This is a genomic window from Pseudoalteromonas sp. CH_XMU1449-3, from assembly GCF_037027245.1.
Classification (GTDB): Bacteria; Pseudomonadota; Gammaproteobacteria; order Enterobacterales; family Alteromonadaceae; genus Pseudoalteromonas; species Pseudoalteromonas shioyasakiensis.
In genome coordinates this window covers 174,939-199,665 of the sequence record NZ_JAYMDY010000007.1, presented here as the reverse complement: position 1 = coordinate 199,665, position 24,727 = coordinate 174,939, and the positions used below count along the sequence as shown (strand labels likewise).

General features: G+C 40.9%; 25 protein-coding genes and 2 tRNA genes. 12 read left to right on the top strand and 15 right to left on the bottom strand.

The annotated features are described in order from the left end of the window. Window positions 1-6 precede the first annotated feature (6 nt). The 6 genes from WA256_RS11100 to WA256_RS11075 are packed head-to-tail and all read right to left on the bottom strand — an operon-like array spanning window position 7 to window position 5,384. Window positions 7-783 (bottom strand): SDR family NAD(P)-dependent oxidoreductase, encoded by a 777-nt coding sequence (locus WA256_RS11100; RefSeq protein ID WP_335991343.1) that lies wholly within the window; start codon window positions 781-783, stop codon window positions 7-9. A 22-nt stretch (window positions 784-805) separates the two neighbouring features. Further along, a complete protein-coding gene (locus tag WA256_RS11095) occupies window positions 806-1,666 on the bottom strand; it encodes an amidohydrolase family protein (RefSeq protein WP_335991339.1) in 861 nt (286 codons plus the stop codon). After that, complete coding sequence (locus WA256_RS11090) at window positions 1,663-2,709, bottom strand: aldo/keto reductase (RefSeq protein WP_335991336.1); 1,047 nt, start codon at window positions 2,707-2,709, stop codon at window positions 1,663-1,665. The genes WA256_RS11095 and WA256_RS11090 overlap by 4 nt, the downstream gene beginning before the upstream one ends. 24 nt (window positions 2,710-2,733) lie before the next feature. Next, window positions 2,734-3,882 (bottom strand): alpha-hydroxy acid oxidase, encoded by a 1,149-nt coding sequence (locus WA256_RS11085; RefSeq protein ID WP_335991333.1) that lies wholly within the window; start codon window positions 3,880-3,882, stop codon window positions 2,734-2,736. Between the two features lie 16 nt (window positions 3,883-3,898). Next, window positions 3,899-5,083, bottom strand: coding sequence for a UxaA family hydrolase (locus tag WA256_RS11080; RefSeq protein WP_335991331.1), 1,185 nt, complete (start codon window positions 5,081-5,083; stop codon window positions 3,899-3,901). 1 nt (window position 5,084) lies between these two features. Further along, window positions 5,085-5,384 (bottom strand): UxaA family hydrolase, encoded by a 300-nt coding sequence (locus tag WA256_RS11075; RefSeq protein ID WP_335991328.1) that lies wholly within the window; start codon window positions 5,382-5,384, stop codon window positions 5,085-5,087. A 297-nt stretch (window positions 5,385-5,681) separates the two neighbouring features. Here WA256_RS11075 and fucP point away from each other — a divergent pair, with 297 nt between their 5' ends. Further along, the gene (fucP, locus tag WA256_RS11070; RefSeq protein ID WP_442961428.1) at window positions 5,682-7,079 is read left to right on the top strand and encodes an L-fucose:H+ symporter permease; all 1,398 of its coding nucleotides are present in this window, start codon (window positions 5,682-5,684) and stop codon (window positions 7,077-7,079) included. Window positions 7,080-7,091: 12 nt separating this feature from the next. Then, window positions 7,092-7,436 carry an L-rhamnose mutarotase gene (locus WA256_RS11065; RefSeq protein WP_335991326.1) on the top strand — a complete coding sequence of 115 codons (345 nt, stop codon included), beginning with the start codon at window positions 7,092-7,094 and terminating at the stop codon, window positions 7,434-7,436. Between the two features lie 414 nt (window positions 7,437-7,850). Here the strand turns inward: WA256_RS11065 and WA256_RS11060 are convergent. The 4 genes from WA256_RS11060 to WA256_RS11045 form a co-directional block, all read right to left on the bottom strand. After that, window positions 7,851-7,927: transfer RNA gene (locus WA256_RS11060), tRNA-Val, on the bottom strand. Between the two features lie 198 nt (window positions 7,928-8,125). Then, window positions 8,126-8,202: transfer RNA gene (locus WA256_RS11055), tRNA-Val, on the bottom strand. 114 nt (window positions 8,203-8,316) lie between these two features. Beyond that, window positions 8,317-9,336, bottom strand: a complete 1,020-nt coding sequence (locus tag WA256_RS11050) for a DUF3080 family protein (RefSeq protein ID WP_335991323.1) — start codon at window positions 9,334-9,336, stop codon at window positions 8,317-8,319. After that, a complete protein-coding gene (locus tag WA256_RS11045) occupies window positions 9,311-10,669 on the bottom strand; it encodes an MATE family efflux transporter (RefSeq protein WP_062565280.1) in 1,359 nt (452 codons plus the stop codon). The genes WA256_RS11050 and WA256_RS11045 overlap by 26 nt, the downstream gene beginning before the upstream one ends. 93 nt (window positions 10,670-10,762) lie before the next feature. Here WA256_RS11045 and WA256_RS11040 point away from each other — a divergent pair, with 93 nt between their 5' ends. Next, complete coding sequence (locus WA256_RS11040) at window positions 10,763-11,389, top strand: riboflavin synthase subunit alpha (RefSeq protein ID WP_335991319.1); 627 nt, start codon at window positions 10,763-10,765, stop codon at window positions 11,387-11,389. Between the two features lie 18 nt (window positions 11,390-11,407). Here the strand turns inward: WA256_RS11040 and WA256_RS11035 are convergent, their stop codons facing one another. Next, window positions 11,408-11,611, bottom strand: coding sequence for a CPXCG motif-containing cysteine-rich protein (locus WA256_RS11035; RefSeq protein WP_054561385.1), 204 nt, complete (start codon window positions 11,609-11,611; stop codon window positions 11,408-11,410). A gap of 228 nt (window positions 11,612-11,839) precedes the next feature. Continuing rightward, a complete protein-coding gene (locus tag WA256_RS11030) occupies window positions 11,840-12,700 on the bottom strand; it encodes a fructosamine kinase family protein (protein ID WP_335991316.1) in 861 nt (286 codons plus the stop codon). A gap of 112 nt (window positions 12,701-12,812) precedes the next feature. Here WA256_RS11030 and WA256_RS11025 point away from each other — a divergent pair, with 112 nt between their 5' ends. Then, window positions 12,813-13,508, top strand: coding sequence for a hypothetical protein (locus WA256_RS11025; protein WP_054561387.1), 696 nt, complete (start codon window positions 12,813-12,815; stop codon window positions 13,506-13,508). A 53-nt stretch (window positions 13,509-13,561) separates the two neighbouring features. Here WA256_RS11025 and WA256_RS11020 read toward each other — a convergent pair whose 3' ends face one another. Then, window positions 13,562-13,924, bottom strand: a complete 363-nt coding sequence (locus WA256_RS11020) for a DUF3718 domain-containing protein (RefSeq protein WP_062565283.1) — start codon at window positions 13,922-13,924, stop codon at window positions 13,562-13,564. Between the two features lie 358 nt (window positions 13,925-14,282). On the opposite strand from WA256_RS11020, the gene WA256_RS11015 reads away from it, so the two are divergent. From WA256_RS11015 to WA256_RS11005, 3 genes are all read left to right on the top strand, one after another. Continuing rightward, window positions 14,283-15,068, top strand: coding sequence for a hypothetical protein (locus WA256_RS11015; protein ID WP_058584922.1), 786 nt, complete (start codon window positions 14,283-14,285; stop codon window positions 15,066-15,068). 112 nt (window positions 15,069-15,180) lie between these two features. Then, window positions 15,181-16,563, top strand: coding sequence for an amidohydrolase (locus tag WA256_RS11010; protein ID WP_335991312.1), 1,383 nt, complete (start codon window positions 15,181-15,183; stop codon window positions 16,561-16,563). Window positions 16,564-16,574: 11 nt separating this feature from the next. After that, on the top strand, window positions 16,575-17,801 hold the full coding sequence (locus WA256_RS11005) for an amidohydrolase family protein (protein WP_058584924.1): 1,227 nt from the start codon (window positions 16,575-16,577) through the stop codon (window positions 17,799-17,801). A 227-nt stretch (window positions 17,802-18,028) separates the two neighbouring features. On the opposite strand, the gene WA256_RS11000 is transcribed toward WA256_RS11005, so the two are convergent. After that, a complete protein-coding gene (locus WA256_RS11000; protein ID WP_335991308.1) occupies window positions 18,029-19,228 on the bottom strand; it encodes an Nramp family divalent metal transporter in 1,200 nt (399 codons plus the stop codon). 223 nt (window positions 19,229-19,451) lie between these two features. Between WA256_RS11000 and WA256_RS10995 the strand changes: the two genes are divergently transcribed. The 3 genes from WA256_RS10995 to WA256_RS10985 all read left to right on the top strand — a co-directional run bounded on the left by WA256_RS10995 (window position 19,452) and on the right by WA256_RS10985 (window position 21,387). Continuing rightward, the gene (locus WA256_RS10995; protein WP_335991306.1) at window positions 19,452-19,919 is read left to right on the top strand and encodes a MarR family winged helix-turn-helix transcriptional regulator; all 468 of its coding nucleotides are present in this window, start codon (window positions 19,452-19,454) and stop codon (window positions 19,917-19,919) included. A 30-nt stretch (window positions 19,920-19,949) separates the two neighbouring features. Further along, window positions 19,950-20,690, top strand: a complete 741-nt coding sequence (locus WA256_RS10990; protein WP_335991304.1) for an SDR family oxidoreductase — start codon at window positions 19,950-19,952, stop codon at window positions 20,688-20,690. Window positions 20,691-20,970: 280 nt separating this feature from the next. Next, window positions 20,971-21,387, top strand: a complete 417-nt coding sequence (locus tag WA256_RS10985) for an MAPEG family protein (protein ID WP_062565288.1) — start codon at window positions 20,971-20,973, stop codon at window positions 21,385-21,387. Between the two features lie 71 nt (window positions 21,388-21,458). On the opposite strand, the gene WA256_RS10980 is transcribed toward WA256_RS10985, so the two are convergent. Further along, a complete protein-coding gene (locus WA256_RS10980) occupies window positions 21,459-23,306 on the bottom strand; it encodes an ABC transporter ATP-binding protein (RefSeq protein ID WP_335991300.1) in 1,848 nt (615 codons plus the stop codon). A gap of 156 nt (window positions 23,307-23,462) precedes the next feature. Here WA256_RS10980 and WA256_RS10975 point away from each other — a divergent pair, with 156 nt between their 5' ends. Then, on the top strand, window positions 23,463-24,296 hold the full coding sequence (locus WA256_RS10975; protein WP_335991298.1) for an alpha/beta hydrolase: 834 nt from the start codon (window positions 23,463-23,465) through the stop codon (window positions 24,294-24,296). A gap of 3 nt (window positions 24,297-24,299) precedes the next feature. After that, on the top strand, window positions 24,300-24,695 hold the full coding sequence (locus WA256_RS10970; protein WP_130166393.1) for a VanZ family protein: 396 nt from the start codon (window positions 24,300-24,302) through the stop codon (window positions 24,693-24,695). Window positions 24,696-24,727: the final 32 nt, after the last annotated feature.

The following is a 24,727-nucleotide window of genomic DNA, read 5'->3' as shown; positions in this document are numbered from 1 at the left end:
CTTCTATTAGTTATTCAAGGTGACGAAACCGCCATCAATGGGAAAATTACTGCCGGTAATAAAGGCTGCATCATCCGAGCAGAGGTAATCGACCAGTCCGGCAATTTCTTCTGGTTTGCCCATACGACCTATAGGTTGACTTTTGGAGAGCTTTTCAAACATTTCAGCTTGATTATCTGGGTAACTTTGGGCTAAAAAATTATCAACAAATGGGGTGTGCACTCGACCAGGCGCAATGCAATTACAGCGGATGCCATCATTTATATAGTCTTTTGCAACGGAATAGGTCATGGTTAATACCGCGCCTTTCGTCATTGAGTAAGCAAACCTCTGAGCAATACCAACCGAAGATGCAACCGAAGCAAGGTTAATAATGACGCCGCTTTTTCGAGATTTCATGCTCTCGATAGCTGCATGAATACAGTTATAAACGCCCTTAACATTAATGTTATAGAGTCTGTCTAAATCAGCTTCTGTGGTGTTTTCGATATTGCCGATATGGGCAATACCGGCGTTGTTAACCAAAATATCAATGGGGTAGTGCTTGGTAATCGTATTTAATAACTCGTGAACTTGTTGATGGTTTGCAACATCGACGGCGTACGCATCGGCACTGCCACTGTCGCGAAGAATTTCATCTTTCACTAAGTTTGCAGCGTCAAGGTTTAAATCAACCACCATGATATGAATGTCTCGTTTTGCCAAACGCAAGCAGATGCTGCGCCCTATGCCACTTCCACCACCGGTTACTAGGGCTATTTTTTTTGTGTTTTGCTGGCTCATAAAAAGTCCTTAACTGGGGAAATTAAAATAATTGGTAAAGTCTCTTGGCATTATCGGACCAAATCTTTCGCTGCTCAGAGACTGGTAGAACACTTATCAGCACATCGCTGATGTAATGCCAGTCGGTATAACAGCCATTCATGTTAACCACTGGCCAGTCGCTGCCCCATAAAATTCGGTTGGCTCCAAATAACTGATAAATGAGTTCGAAGTAGGGGCGATATGTATCGATATCGACACAACCTGCTTTAGCTTGTGACATAAGCCCAGAAAACTTAATTGCAACATTTTTTAAGCATGCAAGTTGATAGAGCATGTCTTCCCAATGTTCAGATTTTGGCTTTGTTAAATCTGGTTTAGCCAGATGATTAATAACGATGTTTAGATGAGGATGCTGCTTAGCAATAGTGAGTACGTGCGGTAAGTGACACTCATGCACTAGGGCATCAAAACAGAGCTTATGCGCCGCTAAAAATTGGAAAATTGGTGTAAATTTAGGGTTTAAGATCCAATCAATTTGCTCAATGTCTTGCAGCATCGGCCGTACACCTTTGAAGTAAGGATCTGAAGCAAATAAGTTTAACTGTCTTATAGCGTTTGTATCGGTAAAGTCGACCCAACCAACAACACCAGCAATAAAACTATGGGACCTAGCAAGTTTCAGTAAAAAACGCGTTTCATCATGTGAGTCGGCCGCTTGCACCACAATAGTGTTAGCAATGTCATTAATAGCAAGGGTCGTAGTGAGCCTTTCTGGTAAATAATCTTGATAAAGCACTGTTAAATCTTCACTTAACCAGCGATAGTCGCCACGGCTCAATTGCCAAAAATGTTGATGGCTATCTATTTTCTTAATCGGGTTGAGTGTGCTGATTGTGTTCATGATGCGTCTCCGCTTTCTGGAGTCGGTGCATGCTGTGCAATGAGACCCGCTGTTTTTAAATCTTGCCAAAACTGGTTCGGGATCACCTGATTAAATAATTCGACGGTTTTGTGCACCCGTTTTTCGTTACCAAGCCCAGGTATAACCGAGGCAACGGCGGGATGCGCCAGTGGAAACTGTAAAGCTGCAGCTGCTAATGTGACATTATGATCAACACAAACAGCTTCAATTTTGGCGACTTTGTCGATGATTTCTTGTGGCGCTGTTTGATAGTTGTAGTATGGGTTTTGAAAATGACGAACGCCCGTTGCTAATATTCCCGAGTTATAGGGCCCACCTAAGATAATAGACGCACCATGCTCTATACATGCAGGTAAAAAATCATCGAGAGGTTGCTGCTCTAATAGTGAGTAACGACCGGCTAATAAAAAGCAATCGAACAGACCAATTGCCATTGCACGTTGGCATATTTCAACTTCGTTAACCCCTAAACCGATAGCTTTAATTTGCCCACTTGCTTTGAGCTCTTCTAACGCGCGGTAGCCGCCTTGCTCAAATTGCATAAAATAAAAGGCATCTCGCTCGCCATGTGTATCAACCCCTAAGTCATGGACGAGTAAAATATCAATTTCAGCTAAGCCTAAGCGTTGCTGGCTATCTTCAAAAGAGCGCATAATGCCATCGTAGCTATAGTCATATTGAGCATCAAAAGGCATTGGCGTGGCAAAGCCATGACGCAGCTGCGTTACATCAGCATGGGGATCAGGTTTGATCAATCTGCCAACCTTGGTTGATAGAATATACTCTTTTTTACCAAGACCGCGCAGGGCATCACCAACACGACGTTCACTTAAGCCAGCGCCATAGCGAGGGGCGGTATCGAATAATGAAATGCCCACATCAATTGCTGCAGTTAAGGTGTTTTTAGCTTCTTCATCGCTCACTGCTTGATATAGGTTACCCATAGAGGCCGCGCCAAAACCGAGGGTTGAAACCTCAATGCCGGTTTTTCCAAGCGGACGCGTTTTAAATGTGTTTTTCATAACCTACCTCTTAAGCAGTTTGTGTTACTTCACCAAAAAATCAGGCAGTTCAGATACAGTGGCACAGCATAGCTGATTCATGATCTGAGTAATTTGCATCATCAAGGCATTGATGGTGTGAATGCCGCCTTTATCGCCAAGGGCACCCACGCCATACACAAAGGGCCTGCCTAGAAATGTAAAGTCAGCGCCGCTTGCAAGTGCACTCACAATATTTGTTCCGCTACGAAGCCCACTATCCATAAAAATTTTGATGTCGTTTGAATACTTGGCAGCGACTGTTTGCAGTGGTTTGACGGGAGATTCACCGGCATCTAGCTGACGCGCGCCATGATTTGACATAACAACCCCATCTGCGCCGAGCGCAATGGCCGCTTGTACATCAGACTCATTAATCAATCCTTTAATGATCAAAGGCCCTTGCCATAAATCGCGAATCGGTTTTAAACCTTCCAGATCAACGCGGCCCATGACGGTTTTATTCATAAAGGCTGCGAGTTCATCGGTAGGCATATTTTTTGGCATATAAGGCTTGAGCGTTTCCATTTCTGGTTTACCAGCAAGCGCTGTTTCATAAAGCCAACGGGGTCTTGCTAGCATCTGCAAAATATTAGACAGTGTCATCTTCGGTGGCATGGCTAGGCCATTTCGAATATCACGTGGCCTGTAGCCAAAGGTAGGCACATCAACGGTGACAACTAGCACAGGGTAATGAGCTGCTTTGATGCGATTGAGTAAATCGAGCCTAATCTTTTTATCGGTCGGGTTATAAAGCTGAAACCACGCATGGCCTTCTGATACTTCTGCGATTCGTTCTAGGCTAGATGATGAAACCGTGCTTAGTACATAAGGAATGTTTTTTTCAGCGGCGGCTTTAGCAAGAATCTCAGGGGCTTTTGGCCACATTAACCCTTGTAAACCAACAGGCGCAATACCAAATGGGGCAGCGTAAGTATGGCCAAATAATTCGACAGTTTGACTGCTACCTGCAAATGGCTTTAATAGTTCACTGCGTAATTGCACACTATTGATGTCATCTCTATTTCGCTTTACACCATGCTCTTGCATACAACCGCCTTCAAGGTAATCGAAGGCAAAGCGAGGAATACGTTTCTTGGCTTTTTTCTTAAGGTCGGCAACGTCTGGGTAAAGGTGGTTAAAGTAATTGCTCATGATGAATTCCTCAGCTTTATTTCAAACACGCAGGCCCAATGCTATCGAAGGTTTTATAGGTTAATAAAAACTCTTGATGTCCCATTTGCTCAGATTTGGTTTGTTCACCATTGCCAACTCGAACAATCAACTCAAAAATCTCATCACCCACTTGCTTAACGGTTTTACTGCCTTCAATAACAGCGCCGGCATTTATATCCATATCATCACTGAGATTTGCATAGGTTTCTGGGTTAGCGCAGATTTTAATAACCGGTGAAATAGCAGAACCAACAACAGAGCCGCGGCCTGTGGTAAATAAGGTGATATGAGCTCCTGAGGCTATCATTTCGACAATTTCTTGGTTGTCTGAAATATTTGGAAAACCAAACATAGGTTCGCCATCGGGCACCACATCCATTAAGAACAAGCCTTTTTTATTTGGCTTTTCTCCTGGTTTGATAATGCCGTTTATTTGCGATGCGCCAGACTTGGCATAGGCGCCCATTGATTTTTCTTCTTGGGTTGTTAAACCGCCTTCAGCATTGCCTGGGGCAAAACTGCCATAGCCCATTTTGGTGTAGTAATTTTCTGCTTTTACAACACAATTAATAAGTTGCTTGGCGAGTTCTGGGCTTTCGGCTCGATGAGCCATGATTTGCTCACAACCGACAAGTTCACCGGTTTCTTCAAAAATGCAGGTAGCATCCGCGCTAATTAATCGGTCAAAACATTTTCCAACTGCCGGATTTGCGCTTATGCCACTGGTGCCATCAGAGCCACCACAAATAGTGCCAATGACAAGTTCATCGATATGCATGTACTCAATTGGGCATTGAGCAAGCTGCTCAAGCATGATTTGGCTTTGCATAATGCCTTTGGCAATAGTGTTTTTTGTGCCACCATTTTGTTGGATCACTAGGGTATTGACTGGGCGACCAGACTCAGCAATCGCATCGCTTAAATATTCACGGTTAAAACCTTCACAGCCTAGTGACACTAATAAAACACCGCCCACATTAGGGTGAGTACAAATGCTTTTCATCATTGCCAGCGCATAGTTATTTGGGTAGCAGCCCGGAAAACCGATTAGTTGCACATCAGGATGATCCATCTTATTGACGATAGAGCGTGCCACATGATGCGCACATTCCACCAAATAAACCACGACTAGGGTATTTCGAATGCCTTTTGAACCATCGTTTCTTAAGTAGCCGCGCATATTATTCTCCCGTTACTGAATGGCGAGTGTGACTGGCAATGTAGTCACTTTTCATATTGTGAAGATGAACATGTTGGCCTGTTTTTATAGCTTCAGTCGAAGAACCAATTGAAGCGCCATACTTTAAAACCTGCTCACCAGCGGCAATATCTTGGCAGGCAATTTTGTGTCCGATAGTGACACTTGAATCGAGTGGTATTACCTGATTTGCAATGTTAATTTGTTCGCCTTTTTGCGCCGATTGGCAGCAAACAATGACATTATCGTGTGGGTGTAACTGTACAAATTTATTCTCAGCCATAGCCATCTCACGTTGTTAATCTGCAACGATTTGAAAAATGAATTTCTTTGTAAAATATGTTTGGGCTTGAAGTGAGTCAACGCGTTTAGCACGTATTTTAAACAGGTTTTTGTATATGAAATTTTGGCTGTGGCGATGTTTTATGTTTAATCATTTGTACAAAAATCACTCTGGCTGATGGTGATTTTCTACATGAAATATGTGCGACTCTATAAACTGGTTTGACATTGTTTTAATCGATTTTACATGGCATAGCGAGTAATCAGTGAGCCTTGTATTAAAAAAACAGGCTTGATTATGAACACACATAAAAGAACACACACAAAACGTAACAAGGACCGCGTCGTATCAAATGACATGCTGATCCCTTTTATTTTGGTTGCGGCACTATTTCCGCTTTGGGGTTTTGCAAACGATATAACCAACCCTTTAGTTAAAGCATTTAAAGATATTTTCTTGATCTCAAACACGCAAAGTAGCTTGGTGCAATTTGCGTTTTATTTAGGCTATGGCGTAATGGCAATTCCTGCCGCGTTGTTTATTCGACGCTTTAGTTATAAATACGGCATTGTTTTAGGGCTTGGTCTTTATGCCGTTGGGGCTTTATTGTTTATTCCAGCAAGTATATATGGCGAGTTTAACTATTTTCTTGCGGCATTATGTATCTTGACCTGCGGTTTAGCGCTGTTAGAGACAACGGCAAACCCGTATATTTTATCAATGGGCAGCCCACAAACTGCCACCAAACGGCTTAATTTAGCACAAGCATTTAACCCAGTTGGCTCTTTATTTGGCATGTTTGTGGCCTCAAACCTGATTTTAAATAATCTTTATATTGCAAAGTTTCGAGCAGCAGAAAAAGCAGCACATCCCGAGTATGCGCAAATGCTACCTTCGGTTGTCGATGGTAAATTAACCGATGCACTACAGCAGTTTGCAGTAACCAACCCTGTACAACACCAACTCATGCAAAGCGCTGATTTAGCGACTATTCGCACTCCGTATGTGGCAATTGCATTGGTTGTGATCTGTTTACTGTTTGTATATTTGTTTTATCGGTTGCCGAATACACAGCTCATGGCATCAGATAAACGCAATCAAGCATTAAAGCCTTTATTTATAAGGCTTATAAACAACAAACCCTATCGTGAAGGGGTAGTAGTACAGGTGTTTTATGTAGGTGCTCAAATTATGTGTTGGACCTTTATTATTCACTACGGCATGGCTGAAGTAGGGCTAAGTGCAGCAGAGGCGCAGCATTTTAATATTATTGCTATGTGCTTTTTTCTTGCGAGCCGATTTTTATGCACCTACCTACTTAATTGGTTTAAAGCGGGGCTGTTATTAATGTGGTTTGCAATAGCCGCTGCGAGCTTGATGTGTTTGGTGGTTTTTATCGGCGGTGAAGTAGGGCTCTACTCTTTGGTCGCCACCTCTGCCTGTATGTCTTTAATGTTTCCAACTATTTATGGCATTGCTCTGAATGGCTTAAAAGCGGATGCAAGTATTGCCTCTGCGGGGCTGGTAATGGCAATCGTTGGCGGGGCATTAATGCCCCCATTACAGGGGATGATTATTGATGCGAACCCCATTGCCTTTTTAAGTGCTGAACAAGCGTCATTTTTAATGCCCATGTTGTGTTTTGTTGCAATTACAATTTTTGCTTATCGCGTTGTATTTATTCATAAACAATAAAAGGAGAGTAAGATGCAGTACTGCCTTACATTAGAGCTAAAAAACGACCCAGAGCTTATAGCTACCTACGAGCAATACCATAGCCCTAAACAAGTTTGGCCTGAAGTCATAAGTGCTATTCGCGATTCAGGAATTACCGACATGGCTATTCATCGTGTTGGCACAACCCTTATCATGATACTGCAAACCGATGATTCATTTAGCTTTACAGAAAAAGAAAAACAAGATGCAATGAACCCAAAGGTGCAAGCATGGGAAAGCCTAATGGAGCAGTTTCAGAATGTAGATAGCAATAATCAACAAGGAAAGTGGCAGTTAGTCGAGAGGATATTTTCTCTAGAAGAGCAGGTGGGTTAGTTTCCGAATATAAGTTTCGAGGGGCTAGTTTCTAGGGGCTAGGAGCTAGGTACTAGGTGTTAGGTACTAGGCGCTAGGCGCTAGGCGCTAGGTGCTAGGTGTTAGGAGCTAGGTGTTAGGAGCTAGGGTAGACCGAGTGGATTCTAACCACCGATTTCGGCGTGGGTCATAGAGAGCGGTAGTGCTCTAACCAACTGAGTAAATCTTTTTAGGTTAATGTACTTATTAATAGAAGTTGTGGAATTAAAAAGAAGCAATAAAGATATAATTGGTACGACCGAGTGGATTCGAACCACTGATTTTGGCGTGGGTCATTGAGAGCGGTAGTGCTCTAACCAACTGAGTAAATCTTTTTAGGTTAATGTACTTATTAATAGAAGTTGTGGAATTACAAAGAAGCAATAAAGATATAATTGGTACGACCGAGTGGATTCGAACCACCGACCTCTACCATGTCAAGGTAGCGCTCTAACCAACTGAGCTACGGTCGTACTGGGATGTTAAAATCAAGATTGGTACAACCGAGTGGATTCGAACCACCGACCTTTGGACCGGGCCATTAAGAGTGGTAGTGCTCTTTCCTTTGGTTATACCTAAATCATGGTACAACCGAGTGGATTCGAACCACCGACCTTTGGACCGGGCCATTAAGAGTGGTAGTGCTCTTTCCTTTGGTTATACCTAAATCGTGGTACAACCGAGTGGATTCGAACCACCGACCCCTACCATGTCAAGGTAGTGCTCTAACCAACTGAGCTACGGTTGTATTTTGATTTAAAACTGTTGTTAGCGTGGCTAAACAACGGAGGCTAATATATAGCGACTAGTTGTGTGAATCAAGCAGCTTTAGCTATTTTTGTGCTAAGTGCTGGTTTTTTATTCATAACGGACTAATTTCGCACGTTCTGTAAAAACCTTGCCACCAAGTAACATGGCTTTTCGCAGAGCGCTTAAGACTTTGTAAAATTGCGGCATTACTGCCGCTATCTACAAACTGGGCCATTTCGGTGTCATGCCATATTTGCTGGTAAAGAGGTTGTAGGGTTTCTAATCGACCCACTAAGAATGATTGATAAGGCTGTAATTGCTCTAAATAAAACTTTTTAAACACATTACTAAGCGTTTGCGCTTTTTGTTTATTCTTGTTGGCAGGGCAGAGATCATCTTTTGAATACTTCATGAGCAGCGCTGTTAATTGTTGATTGTAATGTGTTTGCACCCTTGCTGCCGAAATAAGAAGCTTGTTGTATTTAAAGCGATTTAATACTTCGAGTTGGTTGATGATTTGCTCAGGGTCTACAGCGTTTATTTTGCCGTTATTAATATGCTTGTTTAATTTAGCAATTTGCTCCATCGCGCTCACGGTTTCACTAAAACCTGCGGTGTTTTCATCAATGTGTGTCGAACTTAGCTGCCAGCTTTGCTTAAACTCGCTTTCGTTGAGCAGCATAGCTTTAAAGTAATTTGATAGGTTTGCTTGCTTTTGTACTGCGGTGAGTTTTATTTTTTCAACTAGCTCACCTTGCTCATCAAAGCTTTCTAAGCATTCATTTGCGCTTTGAATAAACTTAATTTGATAACTAAGAACATTAGCAGGCGTTGCTGTTTTGCCAAGCTGGTTATTGTGCTCAGCAATAAGGTTTGCAAGTTTACATTGGCGTAATTGGGCAAGTTCAAGCATGCCAATGGTTGCTTTATCTTCAGTATTTTCAGAAAAGTGGTTAACAGTGAGTGTACTTGGTTTAGAGAGTTTAAAACTTTCAGTTTTAAGTACGTTTTCTAATCTTTGCGCATAGGTGTGATTTACATCACCGGAGGAGGGCGTGCAGGCAATAAGTGCCACACACGCTGTTGCGATGATAGAGTTTAAAAGGCTATTGGTTTTGCAAAAAAGGTGCATGTTTAAATCGCCTATGAACAGTGAACATCAACATAATTGCTGCGGCACTTAACCCCACAATAATGCCTATCCAAAAGCCATGAGGGCCCAGTGCTGGAACAATTAAATCTGTACGAGCAAGTACGAAGCCAAGCGCAAAGCCGATCAACCAATAGGATACAAAGGTGATATAACCAATTGGTGCCGTGTATTTCAATCCACGTAAAATACCATTGGCAGAAACTTGCAGGGCATCTGGTAACTGGTAGATACAAGCAAGTACCATGATTGAAGAGGCAAGGGCCAATACTTCAGGGTTGTCAGAATACAATTGGCTTATAATATCACGGGCAAAAAAGGTCACACTTGCCAGTAAAAAAGCAATAATTGCCGCGAGAATATAACTCGTTTTAACGGCATTTTTTAACTGCTGATAATGTTGTTGGCCAAACAAATTGCCTATTCGAATGCTAATGGCAATTGAGAGGCTTAACGGCATCATAAACAATAATGTCGTTACACTAGCCGCAATTTGGTGACCGGCAACAGCAACCGCACCTAAGTGCGCTATAAACAAAGGAATACAAGCAAATAGTGTAACTTCAAAAAAAGTAGCTAATGAAATTGGAATACCTACTTTGGTGATAGTCCACAAAGTAGCGGGCTTTGGCGCTTCGAAATTGGCTAGCAATGCTTTGGCATCAATCTTTTTGTTAAAGTGACAATAAATAACCTGAGTTAATGCCATTGCTGTAAATACCAGCGCCGTGGCAATACCACAGCCCGCGCCACCGTACGCTTGAAAACCTAATTTACCGTGTATAAATACGTAGTTGGCCGGAATATTAACTGCTAGGCCAATTAAACTAATGTAAAAAGCAGGTTTGGTCATTCCCATACCTTCAGTGATATTTCGGTACACACTGAAAAGTAAAAAGCCAAAAATACCCCATTTAACAAAATGAATATATTGCTCGGCTAATTCTGTAATAGACTGTGAGGTGTCTAATTGACTAAGCACAGTATCAGCAAGGCTTGCCAGCCCTAAACCGATTATGGCAAGTACTAACGCCAGATACAGGCCCTGTTGAAAATAATGACTAATACCTTGTTTATCGTTTGAACCAGCAAACTGCGCTATGATCCCGGTTAACGCCAATAATATGCCTTGCAGTGCAAGCATCAACGGATTCCAAATACCCGTTGCAATAGAAAGTGCTGCCAAGTCTGTTGCACTTACTTGGCCTGCCATCACGGTATCTACAACCGTCATTAAAATAAGGGTTACCTGTGCCAAAAAAACAGGAATGGCTAACGAAATTAACCTTTTGGCTTCCCAACTACAAAAAGACATAAATTACACGACTAAATAAACAGACAGCCATTGTAATCTATTCATAGATCAATAAAAATCGCAGTTATCCATTTAATGAAAAAAGAGAAAGCGATGTTCACTGGAATTGTGCAAACGCAAGCCGTTGTGGTTGATGCTACTAACCAAGGCGGTGTACTAAGGCTAGCTTTAAAAGTAGAGCAGCAATATGCTGAAAACCTGAATATCGGCGCAAGCATAGCCATTAATGGTTGTTGTTTAACCGTGGTGAAGTTTGCATCAGACACTCAAGGGTGCTGTGTTATAAATTTTGATGTGATTGATGAAACATTGAAGTTAACCAACCTAGGTATGCTGGCTGTCAATGATACGGTAAATTTTGAACGTTCAGTGACTTTTGGGACTGAACTAGGTGGGCATATCGTGTCGGGTCACATTCATTGTATGGCCGAGATACTTTCAATTAACCATTTTCAAGATAACTGTAAGATGCAATTAGCATTAGCAAAAGAGTGGCAAAAATACGTTTTGTATAAGGGATTTGTGAGCGTTAACGGGGCAAGCCTCACTGTAGGTGAAGTTGATGAGCAGGGCCTTTGGCTACACCTGATCCCAGAAACACTCTCTATTACCAATCTCGATAACTACCGCGAAGGTGATAAGTTAAATATCGAAGTTGATCAGCAAACTTATACCATTATCAACACGGTCGAAAATTATCTTTCGCAACAAGCAAAATAAATACATCAAACGAGCAAATTAAAAAATTTGCTCGTCGTCACTATCGACATGTAATTCGAGTTTGTTATGTGCGTAATCTATATGCATATTTAAATGAATGGGATTGCAACATGCTGCGCAATCTTCATAGTAATCTTGATCACCGTCACTTGCATCAAGTGCAACATGAATGTGGTGACCACAGTGAGGGCATGAAATCCGTTGTGTGTATTGGTCTTTCATCAGCTTTTACCTTAATCAGGCATGCCTGAGTTCGTTAAATTGCAATCTTCGTTAAACCCTAACTCATCAAAAATGAATCTAGATTTAATTAGATTGATATAACTCACTAACCGAATAGATGTAAGCGTAGTGCTACCAATTCGGTTAGCATCTTTATTAATACGCTTTATAAGCTAAATATAGCTGTGTTTAGCGGTTTGTGACATTCCTTTTACAGTGAATTCTCGCTTATTTCAGTAGCTGATCAATTTGTTGTTTTGCTTCAGTAAGATAGTGCCCAGCAAATATATTGGCATTATTGAGCATAGGGTATAGTTGATAGATGGCTCTACGTTGCTCGTAACCTACCTGCAGAGGATAGATTTCGTTATAGGCATCATAAAAGCTATCAGGCAGTGGCGCATATAGCTCACTCATTGCTATATCGCATTCCCGATCACCATAATAACAAGCAGGGTCAAATACACTGGGTACATTATTATAAAAGCCCATATTTCGACGCCAAAAATCACCGTGCAATAACGAAGGCTCTACAACATGGCTATGCAGTGCGTCTTTAACAAAAGTGATGAAGGAGTCTTGGTTGACAAGCTCAATACCTTTTTCTTGTAATAACTGTAATTGCCAACCAATGCGCTCTTCAGCAAAAAATACATCCCATTTTTTGTGCCAACGATTTGGTTGTAGAGTAGGGCCAAGGAAGTTGTCGTTATCTAAGCCGAACATAGCTTGGGTATGCTTTTGGTGTAAATGGGCAAGGTGCTCTCCCATTTCATGCCAATTGGTATGGGGCTGTTTATCAAGCTCTAACCATTCAAGCACGATAAATGAAAACTCAATATTGCAACCTGTGGTGATGCAATCTGGGATCATAAATAAGCTTTCTTGGGTTAATAGCTCAAGATTAAAGGCTTCGCACTCTAGGCGCTCCAGATCACTCAAGTGAGCAACTTTCACAAAGAAGTGGTGTAGATCATCACCAATTTGGAAGTATTTGTCGTTATTGGGTGATTGTAATTGGCGCTTAAAGGTATGCTTAAAATCAAAGTGCATCGCTTGGCTAATCTGTTCATTCACCGAATTCCACATAATTTTGTTCACCTTTTAACCATATAATTAAACTATGGCAAAAAGACGATGAATTAACAAACCCATAGCGTTAATATTGTTAAAGTTTATCGAAGTATTTATGAGGGGTCAGATGAATAAAAGTCTCATTACTAATTTAGTGGCGCTTGCCTTAGTATTAGTCGGATTTTTATTTGAACAAGCAATTGTGCTTTCTGTTGGTTTATTTGCGTTATCGGGCGCAGTAACTAACTGGCTTGCTATTCACATGCTATTCGAAAAAGTACCATTTTTATACGGCTCTGGGGTTATAACTTTAAAGTTTGCGTCTTTTAAGGTGGCTATTCGTAACTTGGTAATGACCGAGTTCTTCGCCGAAGAGAAAATAGATCAGGTTATGGCGCTCGCTAAGCCAAATATTGATTTAGAGCCAGTGATCAGTGAAGTTAATTTAAGTCCGGCTTATGATTCATTAATTGAGGTTATCGAAAACTCACAATTTGGTGGCATGCTATCAATGTTTGGTGGCCGTGATGCGCTTGAGCCGATGCGTGAACCTTTCATTGAAAAAATGAAAGCAGCGGTGATTGATATTTCAAAGAGCGACGAATTTAAAACGATTCTAGATGAAAAGCTATTTGCCAACTCTCATCTTGGTGGCTCATTGCACAGTACTGTTGAGCGTTTAGTTGATGAGCGTTTGAATGAGCTTACGCCAACCATGGTGAAAGATATTATTCAAACCATGATCAAAGAACATTTAGGTTGGTTAGTGATTTGGGGCGGAGTATTTGGTGGCCTATTTGGCCTGATCGCTGCGCTAGTTTAACGAAGAAGGAATTTGTAGCAGGCCTTTAAAGACCTGCTACAGTGAATTCATCATTATTTAGAACCAGCAATAACAATCACTGTGTCATCAGATACTTTAGCAATATCTTGAATACTTGTTTTTGTTGCTGTTTCAAAATTTAAGTATTTCGCAGAGTTATGAAAACCATAAGTGCTTGCAAACTTATCAGTCGTCATATCATTGCAAAGTAGTTTTTCTGTCATTACTCGTTTGCTTAAGCGTAGATCGCGCATTGTGCTTGATACGTTTAATGGTTTGTTAGAAGCAATGGCCATGCAAGCTTGCGTGCCTACAGAGTCATCTGCTGCGACAAATTGTGCTGCAGTTGCATCAGTTGCTGCTAATGAAGAACCTAAAATTAATGCTGTACCTAGTGCTGTAGTTAACGTATTCATCTTTCTCTCCAGTTGTTGTCCGTATTACGTTTAGTATGTGCGACCTCGCTTTTATGGATACTTCACACTTCCTGTTTGCAGGGCACATTTAAAGTATTACGCTAAACAAGAACAATTGCTGTTAATGAAAATCGACAAGATGTAAGTAAGTATGTAGATGTGAACAAGTAAAACTAACCGCTTGATAAGTGCTATTTTAAAGTGTGAATTTTGACACAAATAGGCTGAATTTTTTTTCATTTATTTTTTTAAAACGTGTTTTGGCTCGTATTAAAGGCTTAATTTTTACGTAGCTGTTACATTTAAGTATTAACTCTAGCTTTTCTTAAAAAGGCTAATCAGAGTATAAGGAGCATGAGTGACCACAAAATTAGCAGGCTATTATCAACAAGCCTATGCATCTGAATCAAAACACTTTAATCAATGTTTTTATTGTGGTTGTGAAGCAACTGAGCGAGATTTTTGTCCGCCACTGCATATGCTGCAAAGCATTATAGATTTAGGCGAAGAGGCTGAATTTATATCAATTCCAGCATGTTATGAGTGCTTTGCATTACTGCATAACGAACGAGTGCTGACGATTGATGGGCGAGTTACAAAGCTTAAAAAGAAACTTTCAACAAAGTATGCAAAAGCGCTGAGAATTTATCACATGTGGCATGAGAGTGAACTTCACGATATGAGTGATGAGTTTGTGCACAGTATTAAAGCAGGCATGAAGTTAGGTGCAGAGGCAGCAGAGCGAGTAGCATTTCAAGGTTATAGCTATGCAACTGAAGATGCCAGTGTCACTATTCGTGAGAAGCGTGCCGAATTTGATGTGCAAGGCAAAGTCTTTTATGACTTTAAAGACGCGCTTAATTACTGCATTAATGATTTACAAGTCGACAGAACAGAATTCTATAAGCTGGTGGTAGAAGATTATAACGGCGATTTTAACCGTGCATTGAGTCAATACCGCCATCGACACGAAAAAGTAACCGCAGCTAACGATGCAGATTCACTAATTAAAAGTTTTGCCAAGCAGCATAAGCAAAACTCTGATTTTGTAACTCGAACTGTGAAACATTTTATCAACAAAGATCCGAGCTTGACGACCGAAGGTGCGTTAGAGCAGCTATATAACAACTACATAAAGAAATAGTGCTCTGTGAGGCTGGTTGTTCGTCTTGAATATTGGTGACTGGCCTCGTTTACTCGCATTAGAATTAACAATTAGTTAAAGTAATTAAATAATAAAAAAGAGGAACGTAAGAATGCAAAAATTTGCACCATCCTTGTTGGTTATGGCGCTTGGTGTCGCGTTAGCGGGTTGCCAAGACAATGGCCCACAAGATCCAAAAGTCTCAATTAACAAAAACCCATACCCAAGCACTTATCAACCACTTGCATCACAAAGTACGTTAATCACTAATGCCACTGTTTTAACCGGCACAGGTGAACGTTTAGATGACGCAGATGTATTCTTTGTTGATGGCAAAGTACAACAAGTAGGTAAAGACCTTTCTGTACAAGCTGATAAAACAATTGATGCAGAAGGTAAATGGGTAACACCAGGTATTATTGACGTGCATTCACATTTAGGTGCATACCCAACTCCATCGGTGGCATCTCACCAAGATGGTAACGAAATGACCAGCCCTGTGACTGCAGAAGTATGGGTTGAGCATTCAGTATGGCCACAAGATCCTGGCTTTAACCGTGCTCGTGAAGGCGGTATTACGTCATTACAAATTCTACCAGGTTCAGCAAACTTAATTGGTGGCCGTGGTGTAACGCTTAAAAACATTCCTTCGCACACGATGCAAGGTATGAAGTTTCCTGAAGCACCGTATGGTTTAAAAATGGCATGTGGTGAAAACCCAAAACGTGTTTATGGCCGTAAAGGTGTTTTACCATCAACGCGTATGGGTAACATGGCGGGCTATCGCACAGCGTGGATTGAAGCGACTGAGTACAAACGCGAGTGGGATAAGTACGAAAGTGATTATGCCGCGGGTAAAAACCCTACAGCACCTCACCGTGACATTAAGCTAGATACGCTAGCTGGTGTGCTAGAAGGTGACATTTTAATCCATAACCACTGTTATAAAGCAGAAGAAATGGCCATGATGATCGACCTTGGTAAAGAGTTCGGTTATCACTCAGGTACTTTCCATCACGGTGTTGAAGCATACAAAATTGCTGACTTACTTGCTGAGAACGGTAACTGTGCGGCACTTTGGCCAGATTGGTGGGGCTTTAAAATGGAAGCCTACGACATGGTTCAAGAGAACGTAGCAATTGTAGATGCTGTTAAAAATTCATGTGCCGTTGTTCACTCTGATTCAGATACAACTATCCAACGCTTAAACCAAGAAGCCGGTAAGGTGATGTATCGCGCGAATGATGTGGGTTATGACATCTCTGAGCAACACGCAATCAAGTGGATCACTTCAAACGCGGCTAAATCGCTAGGTATTGATGATAAAACAGGTTCACTTGAAGCAGGTAAGCAAGCTGATGTGGTTATTTGGAACCAAAACCCATTCAGTGTTTATGCAAAAGCTGAACAAGTATTTATCGATGGTGCCAAAGTTTATGATCGTAACGATGATAAATACCAAGCACAAAGTGATTTCATGCTAGGTCAAAAATAGGAGTAACATTGATGACAAAATTAACTAAATCATTAAAGCTGTCACTTGTTGCTGCTGGCTTATTTTCTGCGACAGCAAGTGCTGCATCGGTAGCGATTGTAAATGCAACACTACACACTTCAACAGAGCAAGGCGTACTTGAAGGCGCAAGCGTTGTTATTGAAGATGGCAAAATTGTTGCTATTAACCCTGCGTCTATCAACGCGGATACAACCATTGATGCAAAAGGCCAAATCGTGACTGCTGGCTTTATTGGTACTATGAACCAATTAGGCTTAGTCGAAGTGGGTGCTGTTGCAGGGTCACGCGATGGTGGTGACGACAAAGCGGGCATTGATTTTGATCCAAGCCTTGCATTCAACCCACGCAGTAGCTTAATTCCTTATGCTCGCAAAGGCGGCATTACTCAAGACGTGATTGTACCAAACGGCGGTGACAGTATCTTTGCGGGTCTTGCATCTGTAGTTGATCTATCAGGTAGCTTTGAAAGCGTAAATAAAAAGCAAGTTGCACTTGTTGTTCATTTAGGTGAAAAGAGTAAAGGCTCACGTGCTATGTCGATGAAAACACTTATCGACAAGCTTGAAGGCGAAAAGTCAGCTAAAAAAGACGACAAAAAAGAGCCATCAACAGAGCAAAAAGTGCTAGCAGCTGTGCTTGCTGGTGATATGCCACTGATTGCGAGTGTTCAACGCGCATCTGACATCTATGAACTTGTTAAGTTAAAAGAAACCTATGGCATCAATTTAGTGATTCATGGCGGTGATGATGCTGTTGTGGTTGCGGATGCTCTAGCTAAAGCGGATGTTCCTGTGATCATCAGCTCGATGGCTAACTTACCGGGTAGCTTTGACTCATTACATGCAAACCTTGCTAACGCAGGTAAGCTTGAAAAAGCCGGTGTAAAAGTCATTATTGGTGTTGCTGGTGATTCAAGCCACAATGTATACCAATTACGTTTTGATGCAGGTAATGCTGTGTCATACGGTATGAGCCAACAAGGTGCACTTAGCGCAGTAACCAGCAATATTGCTGATGTTTTTGGTTTAAACTCAGGCGCAATTGCCAAAGGTAAACGTGCAAACCTAGTTATGTGGTCTGCAGATCCATTTGAGCTTAACTCACACGTAAGCAAAATGTGGATCAACGGTGAAGAGGTTTCAACCGAAGCGCGTCAAGACAAACTACGCGACCGTTATACAACTGATTCAGCGATGCCACGCGCTTATACTAAATAAGCGTTTAAGCATTAAAAAGGCCGCAAATTTGCGGCCTTTTTTTAATACCAATCAGCAATAATACTTAAACATTTTGAGGGATTAAACCTGTCGCTACCTGCGTTAAAAACTTCTCATTTAGAACAACTAAATAACGAAATTTTTGCCTTGTTATCAACGAGGTTTTATTGCCTCAAAATAGCTCACTTAATTAAGCTAATTGGTATAATATTTTTTCAAACTAAAAACTAAAAAATTAGATTACTTAGTTTATAAAGGCTAAGGCCAAATATAAGCAGTATTACTGGCACAATTACAAGGTTAAGTAAAAGCGAATTTGTGTAGCCTTTCATCACCGATTTTTGATTCACTAACCAAACAAGGTAACAGGTCACAATTGGTAGTAATAAACCATTGGCAGCTTGCGCAAAGATGATAACCGCAACCGGATCAAGCCCAAGCGATGCGACCAGTGCACCGAAAACAAGGATAGTGATAGCAACCAGTTTAAAACGTGTATCACTCATTTGTGTTGACCAACCAAGCATGCCGCAAACAGCGTAAGCACCCGCAAGAGGTGCTGTGATTGCGCTAGTAAGCCCGGCAGCACATAAACCGATAGCAAAGAAATAATGAGCCATACCACCTAGAAGTGGCTCAAGCTGCACAGCCATATTGGCCGCTGAAATTTTACCTGCATCGGTACCGTAAAATGCCACAGAGGCTGTTGATAAGATAGCTAACGTGATTATACCACCTAAAGTTATCGAAACACCGGTATCAAGGTTTGTTTCTTTGATTACTTTGTCGATATTTTTTGAACTATCGTGTTTTTCTGCAAGTACCCCGGAGTGTAAAAACAGGTTGTAGGGCACAATTGTTGTGCCTATCAAGGCAAGTACCGTGGTAATTGAATTATCAGGTAAGCTAGGTATAAATCCTTTTAGCACTTCACCAAGTGGCGGAGCTGCCATCACCAGCGTTGAAATAAACACTAAACTCATCAACACCACTAAAACAATTAACGCACCCTCAATGACTTTATGTTTGCCAGTGTACAAAAGTACTGCACTTAAAATTGCAATAAGGGGAGTCCAGAGTAGTGGGCTTACAGAAGGTAGTATTTCTTGCAGTCCTAAACTTGCACCAGTCAGATTGCCTGCTTCATAAGCTGCACTGCCAATGCCAATCGCACTTATTACTAATATTACAGCCAGGGCTTTAAATACCGGTGTTTGAATGGTGGTTCTAAGTGCTGAGGCTAAATCTAGCCCTGTAGCCACACCAAGACGAGCTGCCATAGATTGCAACAAAATAGTCGCTATGACAGAGAACAATAACGTCCAAATAAGAGCAAAGCCAAAATTAGCACCAGCAACACTTGCCGTGGTGATGGTACCTGGGCCAATAAAAGCAGCGGTGACCAGAAGTCCGGGACCTAAACGCATAAAAAACCTTTATTATTAGAGTTTTAGTATTTTTGTGGTGAAATATTATTCATACCACAAAATGATCAATAGGTAAGGGTAAAGGCTCTTAAGGCTGCGGTAAAGTAGAAATAGCAACAAGGCTAACCTGAATCGAAATTTAAGAAAGTTGAATAATGCTAATTGCAAGTAAATCTTATTTAAGTTATTTTGTTGTATATGCAACTATATGTGGTGAACGCTTTTGGAAAACAATAAACACCAAGTAGAAGTGCCTTTAACGGTCTCTATGGGACATTTAACAGGTTTAGCGAGTCGTTTATTTAATCGGCTTTTAACTTCTCGGTTTAAGCAGGCAGGTATAAATATCACTGCGGAACAATGGGGAGTGATCTTAACTTTAAAGCAATATGGCTCCATATCACAGAGCCAAATCTGTGACATTTTGTATCTTGAAAAATCAAGCGTAAGCCGCTCAGTAGAAGTATTAGAGAAAAATGGCTGGATTATGCGAGTTAAGTCGGAAACAGATAGCCGTACTAAATTGGTTAACCTGACAGAGCAGTCACTCGATGTTGTAAGCGAATGCACAAAAATTGCTCAGGGTGTATTAGATGATTCTCAAAATCATATTGATCTTAAAGGTTTAAATGAATCGCAAGAGCTATTAGTTAAGGTTGTCTCAAATCTTCGATCTTTGCTCAAATCTTAAATTATATTTTTTATTAATTAAGGAATTAGTATGTCTAAAAGAAATGCATTAATTACAGGTGGTGCGCGTGGTATTGGTGCAGCTTGCGCAAAGGCATTGGCTGCTGAGGGTTACCGAGTATTTATTAATTATGTAAATAGTTCAGAAGTTGCAAACAAGCTTGCTGATGAAATTATCGCAAATGGTGGTGAGGCTTTTGCTGTTAAAGCAGACGTCCGAGATCCGCTTCAAGTTGAACAAATGATCAACAATATTAGCCAGCATGGCGGAGTTGATGCACTTATCTCAAATGCGAATATGAGTTTTACTTCGAAGCCATTTCTTGATCAAACTTGGCAAGAATTTTCTCAAAAATTAAATGATGAAATGTTTGCGGCTTACAACACAGCTCAACTTGCAGCTAAAGTAATGAAAGAAAAGCAGTTTGGTCGATTAATATTTATTTCAAGTACTTTATCAGAAATGCCAGCACCCGCTTTTATTGCTCACGGTACTGCAAAAGGCGCGCTTGATAGTTTCAATAAATATTTGGCTCAAGAGCTTGGTCCTTATGGGATCACTTCAAATATCGTTGCGCCTGGCCTTGTAGAAACAGATGCAACAAAAGAAGCGCCAGAAGAGTTTAAAGAAATGATTAGGCAACACACACCGACGCAAAAAATTGCTCAACCGGAAGATGTTGCGAACACAGTGCGCTATTTAGCAAGCGAGAAAAGTGGCCATATCACAGGCACTTACAACCCTGTTTGTGGTGGGGCTTATATTCAATAATTTGAATAAACGCACAGCAAAACTAACGGTGCTTTTTAAAGCACCGTTTTAGTTTAGCGACCTGTTAAAATAAATTTAGTTTTCTTAAGTTTCAAATAATACTCACATTTATTATTACTTCATAAATTGCTCAGCAACGCTGTAAAATTTATACACTTTGCGAACAATTGGTACTGAAAAAGCTAAATCATATAAATAACCAATTATAAATCAGTGCTTTAAATTGGTTGGTTTTTTGCAAGGAATAGGCATTCATGTTGTTATAGAAAAGGAAATGAAGATGCCTGAACTTACTTTTTCAGCTTATGCGGCTGTGTATGTTTTTCTAATTATGCTCACTATTCAGTGGATAGTTGCAGCTGTCACAAAAGCCAAACAACCCAATGCGGTGCCTGGTAAACTCGATAATTCATTAAGTCATGACAGCTTTGTGTTTCGTTCACATCGCACGTTTATGAATACCTTAGAAAATACCCCGTTATTTTTAGGTACCGTATTTCTGGGGTTCTTTTTAAACTTGAACAGCAGCGCATTTGCACTGTGTATATGGGTGTATGTGATAGCCAGAATCATTCATATGCTGCTGTATTATGGTGTGGCTACTGAGAAGAACCCAAGCCCACGCAGCTATTTCTTTTTAATCGCTGCTTTGGCAAATATTGTGATGCTCGTTCTGATTGGTTTACGTTTGATTTAAACAGCATTGCTAACAAAAAAAGGCATTGAACGAAAATTCATTCAATGCCTTTTTTAATAGTGAAAACCTAGCTACTCAACGCCGATAAAGCCACCGGTTTGATGTGACCACAGGGCAGCATAGATGCCACCTTGTGCGATTAATTGCTCATGAGAGCCTTGTTCAACCACGCCACCTTCATCAAGCACAATGAGCCTATCCATTTGCGCAATAGTTGATAAACGGTGTGCAATGGCAATTACAGTTTTGCCAGTCATTAAATCGTCTAGGCTAGTTTGAATCGCGGCTTCAACTTCAGAATCAAGAGCACTGGTTGCTTCATCCAATATAAGAATTGGCGCATCTTTTAGAAGGACTCGTGCAATAGCAATACGTTGACGTTGACCACCAGAAAGCTTCACACCGCGTTCACCAACTTGTGCGGCAAAGCCTTTATTGCCTTTACTGTCTTCAAGGTCTTCGATGAACTCAATTGCTTCTGCTTGCTTTGCGGCCGCAAGCATTTCATCTTCAGTTGCATCGGGTCTACCATAAAGAATGTTATCTTTTACTGAGCGGTGTAACAGTGATGTATCTTGCGTCACCATCGCAATGTGCTTACGTAAGCTTTCTTGGCTTACCTCAGCGATGTTTTGACCATCAATACGAATTGTGCCCGAGTCAACATCATAAAAACGCAGTAATAAATTCACTAAGGTAGATTTACCCGCGCCAGAGCGACCCACTAAACCTATTTTTTCACCAGGTTTAATGTCTAAATTTAAGCCATTGATAACAGGGCCGCGATGGGTTTCGTTGGCAGCTTTACCATAGTTAAATTGCACATTCTCAAAGCTTATCGACCCTTCATTAACAGTAAGAGTGCTTGCGTTTTCTTTATCATCCACTTCAATCGGCGTTGATAGTGTTTTCATACCATCAGCAACAGTACCAATGTTTTCAAATAGGCTACTGATCTCCCACATGATCCACTGTGCCATACCGTTTAATCGCAGTGATAAACTCACCGCAATGGCGATAGCACCAACACTAATGGCGCTAATTGACCATAGATATAAAGAGAGGGCAGCAATACTAAATACCAATAAGTAATTTAGCGTGTTGATAGAGAAGTTTAGGCTAGTAACTAAGCGCATTTGCTTATATACCGGTTGTAAAAACACATCCATGCTATCTTTTGCATATTGTTCTTCTCGCTGCGTGTAGGAGAATAATTTGATAGTCGAAATGTTAGTGTAGCTATCAACTACACGTCCGGTCATTTCTGAGCGCGCATCAGCCTGCGAGCTGGCTACTTTCTTGAGCTTTGGTACAAAATACATTTGAATAGCTGCATAAAGAACTAACCAAACTAATAATGGCAACATTAAACGCCAGTCAGATTCTGCGACCAAAAACACCATGGCGCCGAAGTAGACCACGATATACATTAGAACATCGAGCAATTTCATCACTGATTCACGAACAGCTAATGAGATTTGCATTACTTTTGTCGCAATACGGCCGGCAAATTCGTTTTGATAAAAACTAACACTCTGACGAAGCAAATAACGGTGTGCTAACCAACGGATAGACATAGGATAGTTGCCAAGCAGCGCTTGATGTAACACCGCTGAGTGAAAGAACACGACAATAGGTAACACCACCAGCAACATAACCGCCATTTTTGTAAGCTCAGCCTGCTGTTCAACAAACAAGGTATCTGGGGTGTATTGACCAAGCCAATCGACAAGCTGGCCCATGTAACTAAATAGCGATACTTCTAAAATAGCGAGTGCTGCGGCACTTAACGACATCAGCAGCAATGAAAGCTCCATGCCACGGGTATAATGACGGCAAAAAGCAAATAAGCTATTAGGTGGCTGAGAGGGTTGCTCTTTAGGAAACGGATTAGTCATCCGCTCAAATAAACGATACATAGACGACGCTTTTTAAAAATCAAAGTGGCGTTACTATACCATTTGAGTGGTTTTTTAGCAGTTCATTTAATTTAAAAACTAAGATTAAAATCTATCAACTATTCAGTTATTTACATCTAGTGTGAGAAATGAAAATATAATAATAAAAAGGAATTAATGATGAAAAAGTTGCTTTATACGCTGTCCCTCGTTTTTAGCTTACCGCTTTGTGCCTACCAAACCGATACCCACATATTTAAGGGCAAAAAAACTGCCATCGAAAAACCCGTAACGGTGACATTACCTGACGGCTATCAAAACTCAAAAAAGTACAATGTTATCTATGTATTACATGGCTACAGTGGAAATCACAGCGATTGGACTAAGCTAACAAACATTGAAAAACTGGCAGACCAATATGATGTCATCATTGTTAACCCTGATGGCAATTTTGGTTCGTGGTATCTCGATTCTGATATCGACAAAAGCTCGCAATACGAAACCTACATCGCAGACGATTTACTAAATTATGTAGATTCCAAATATTCGACTAATCGGTCTAAAACTGGTCGTGCAATCACAGGCCTATCAATGGGGGGCTTTGGTGCCTTGCATATTGCAATAAATCACCCAAACCAGTTTGCAGCAGTTTCAGGGATGTCTGCTGGGGTCGATGTTAGGCCGTTTAGTGCAGAGTTTGACCTTGCAAAAGTACTCGGGAGTTACGCTGAAAACAAAGAAAAATGGGATAACATAGCCATTATTAATAACCTTCATAAAATTGCTGCAGGCAATACGGCATGGAAAAAGGGCGCTGATACCTTACCTATTATGCTTGATATAGGCGTTGATGACTTTTTTATTGAGCAAAACCGAGCGCTACACCAGGCGATGTTGAAAATGCGCATCCGCCATGATTATGTTGAACGTCCGGGCATTCATGACTGGCACTATTGGAATAAAGTGATTGCCTATCAATTTTTATTTTTAACCTCTCATATGGCGCCATAAAAGATGTTTCAACGTATTCTTGTGTTAATTGCTATCGGCTTTTTTGGTTTTATTGGTTGGGTTATCTATCTTGCCAATACTGGGCAAAAGTCGGTGTTTTTCGAACTCGTTGCGGCAATTCCTTACGGTGATAAGTTGGGGCATTTTTGCTTATTTGGACTACTTACGCTATTCATCAACCTTGCCTTTAAGTTTAAAACAATGAACGTTGCTGGGCGGCCTATTTATTTAGCTGTGCTGATTGTAAGTACATTTGTGATTTTAGAAGAGCTAAGCCAGTATTTTGTAGAATCTCGAACGCTAGACTTTGTCGATTTAATTGCTGACTTTGCGGGTATTGCGGTATTTAGCGCTATTTCAGCTTGGCTTTGCAAAAAGTTATATCCAATTAAGGTCTAAACTTTCAGTGACTTGTTAGGTTTCGTCTATAC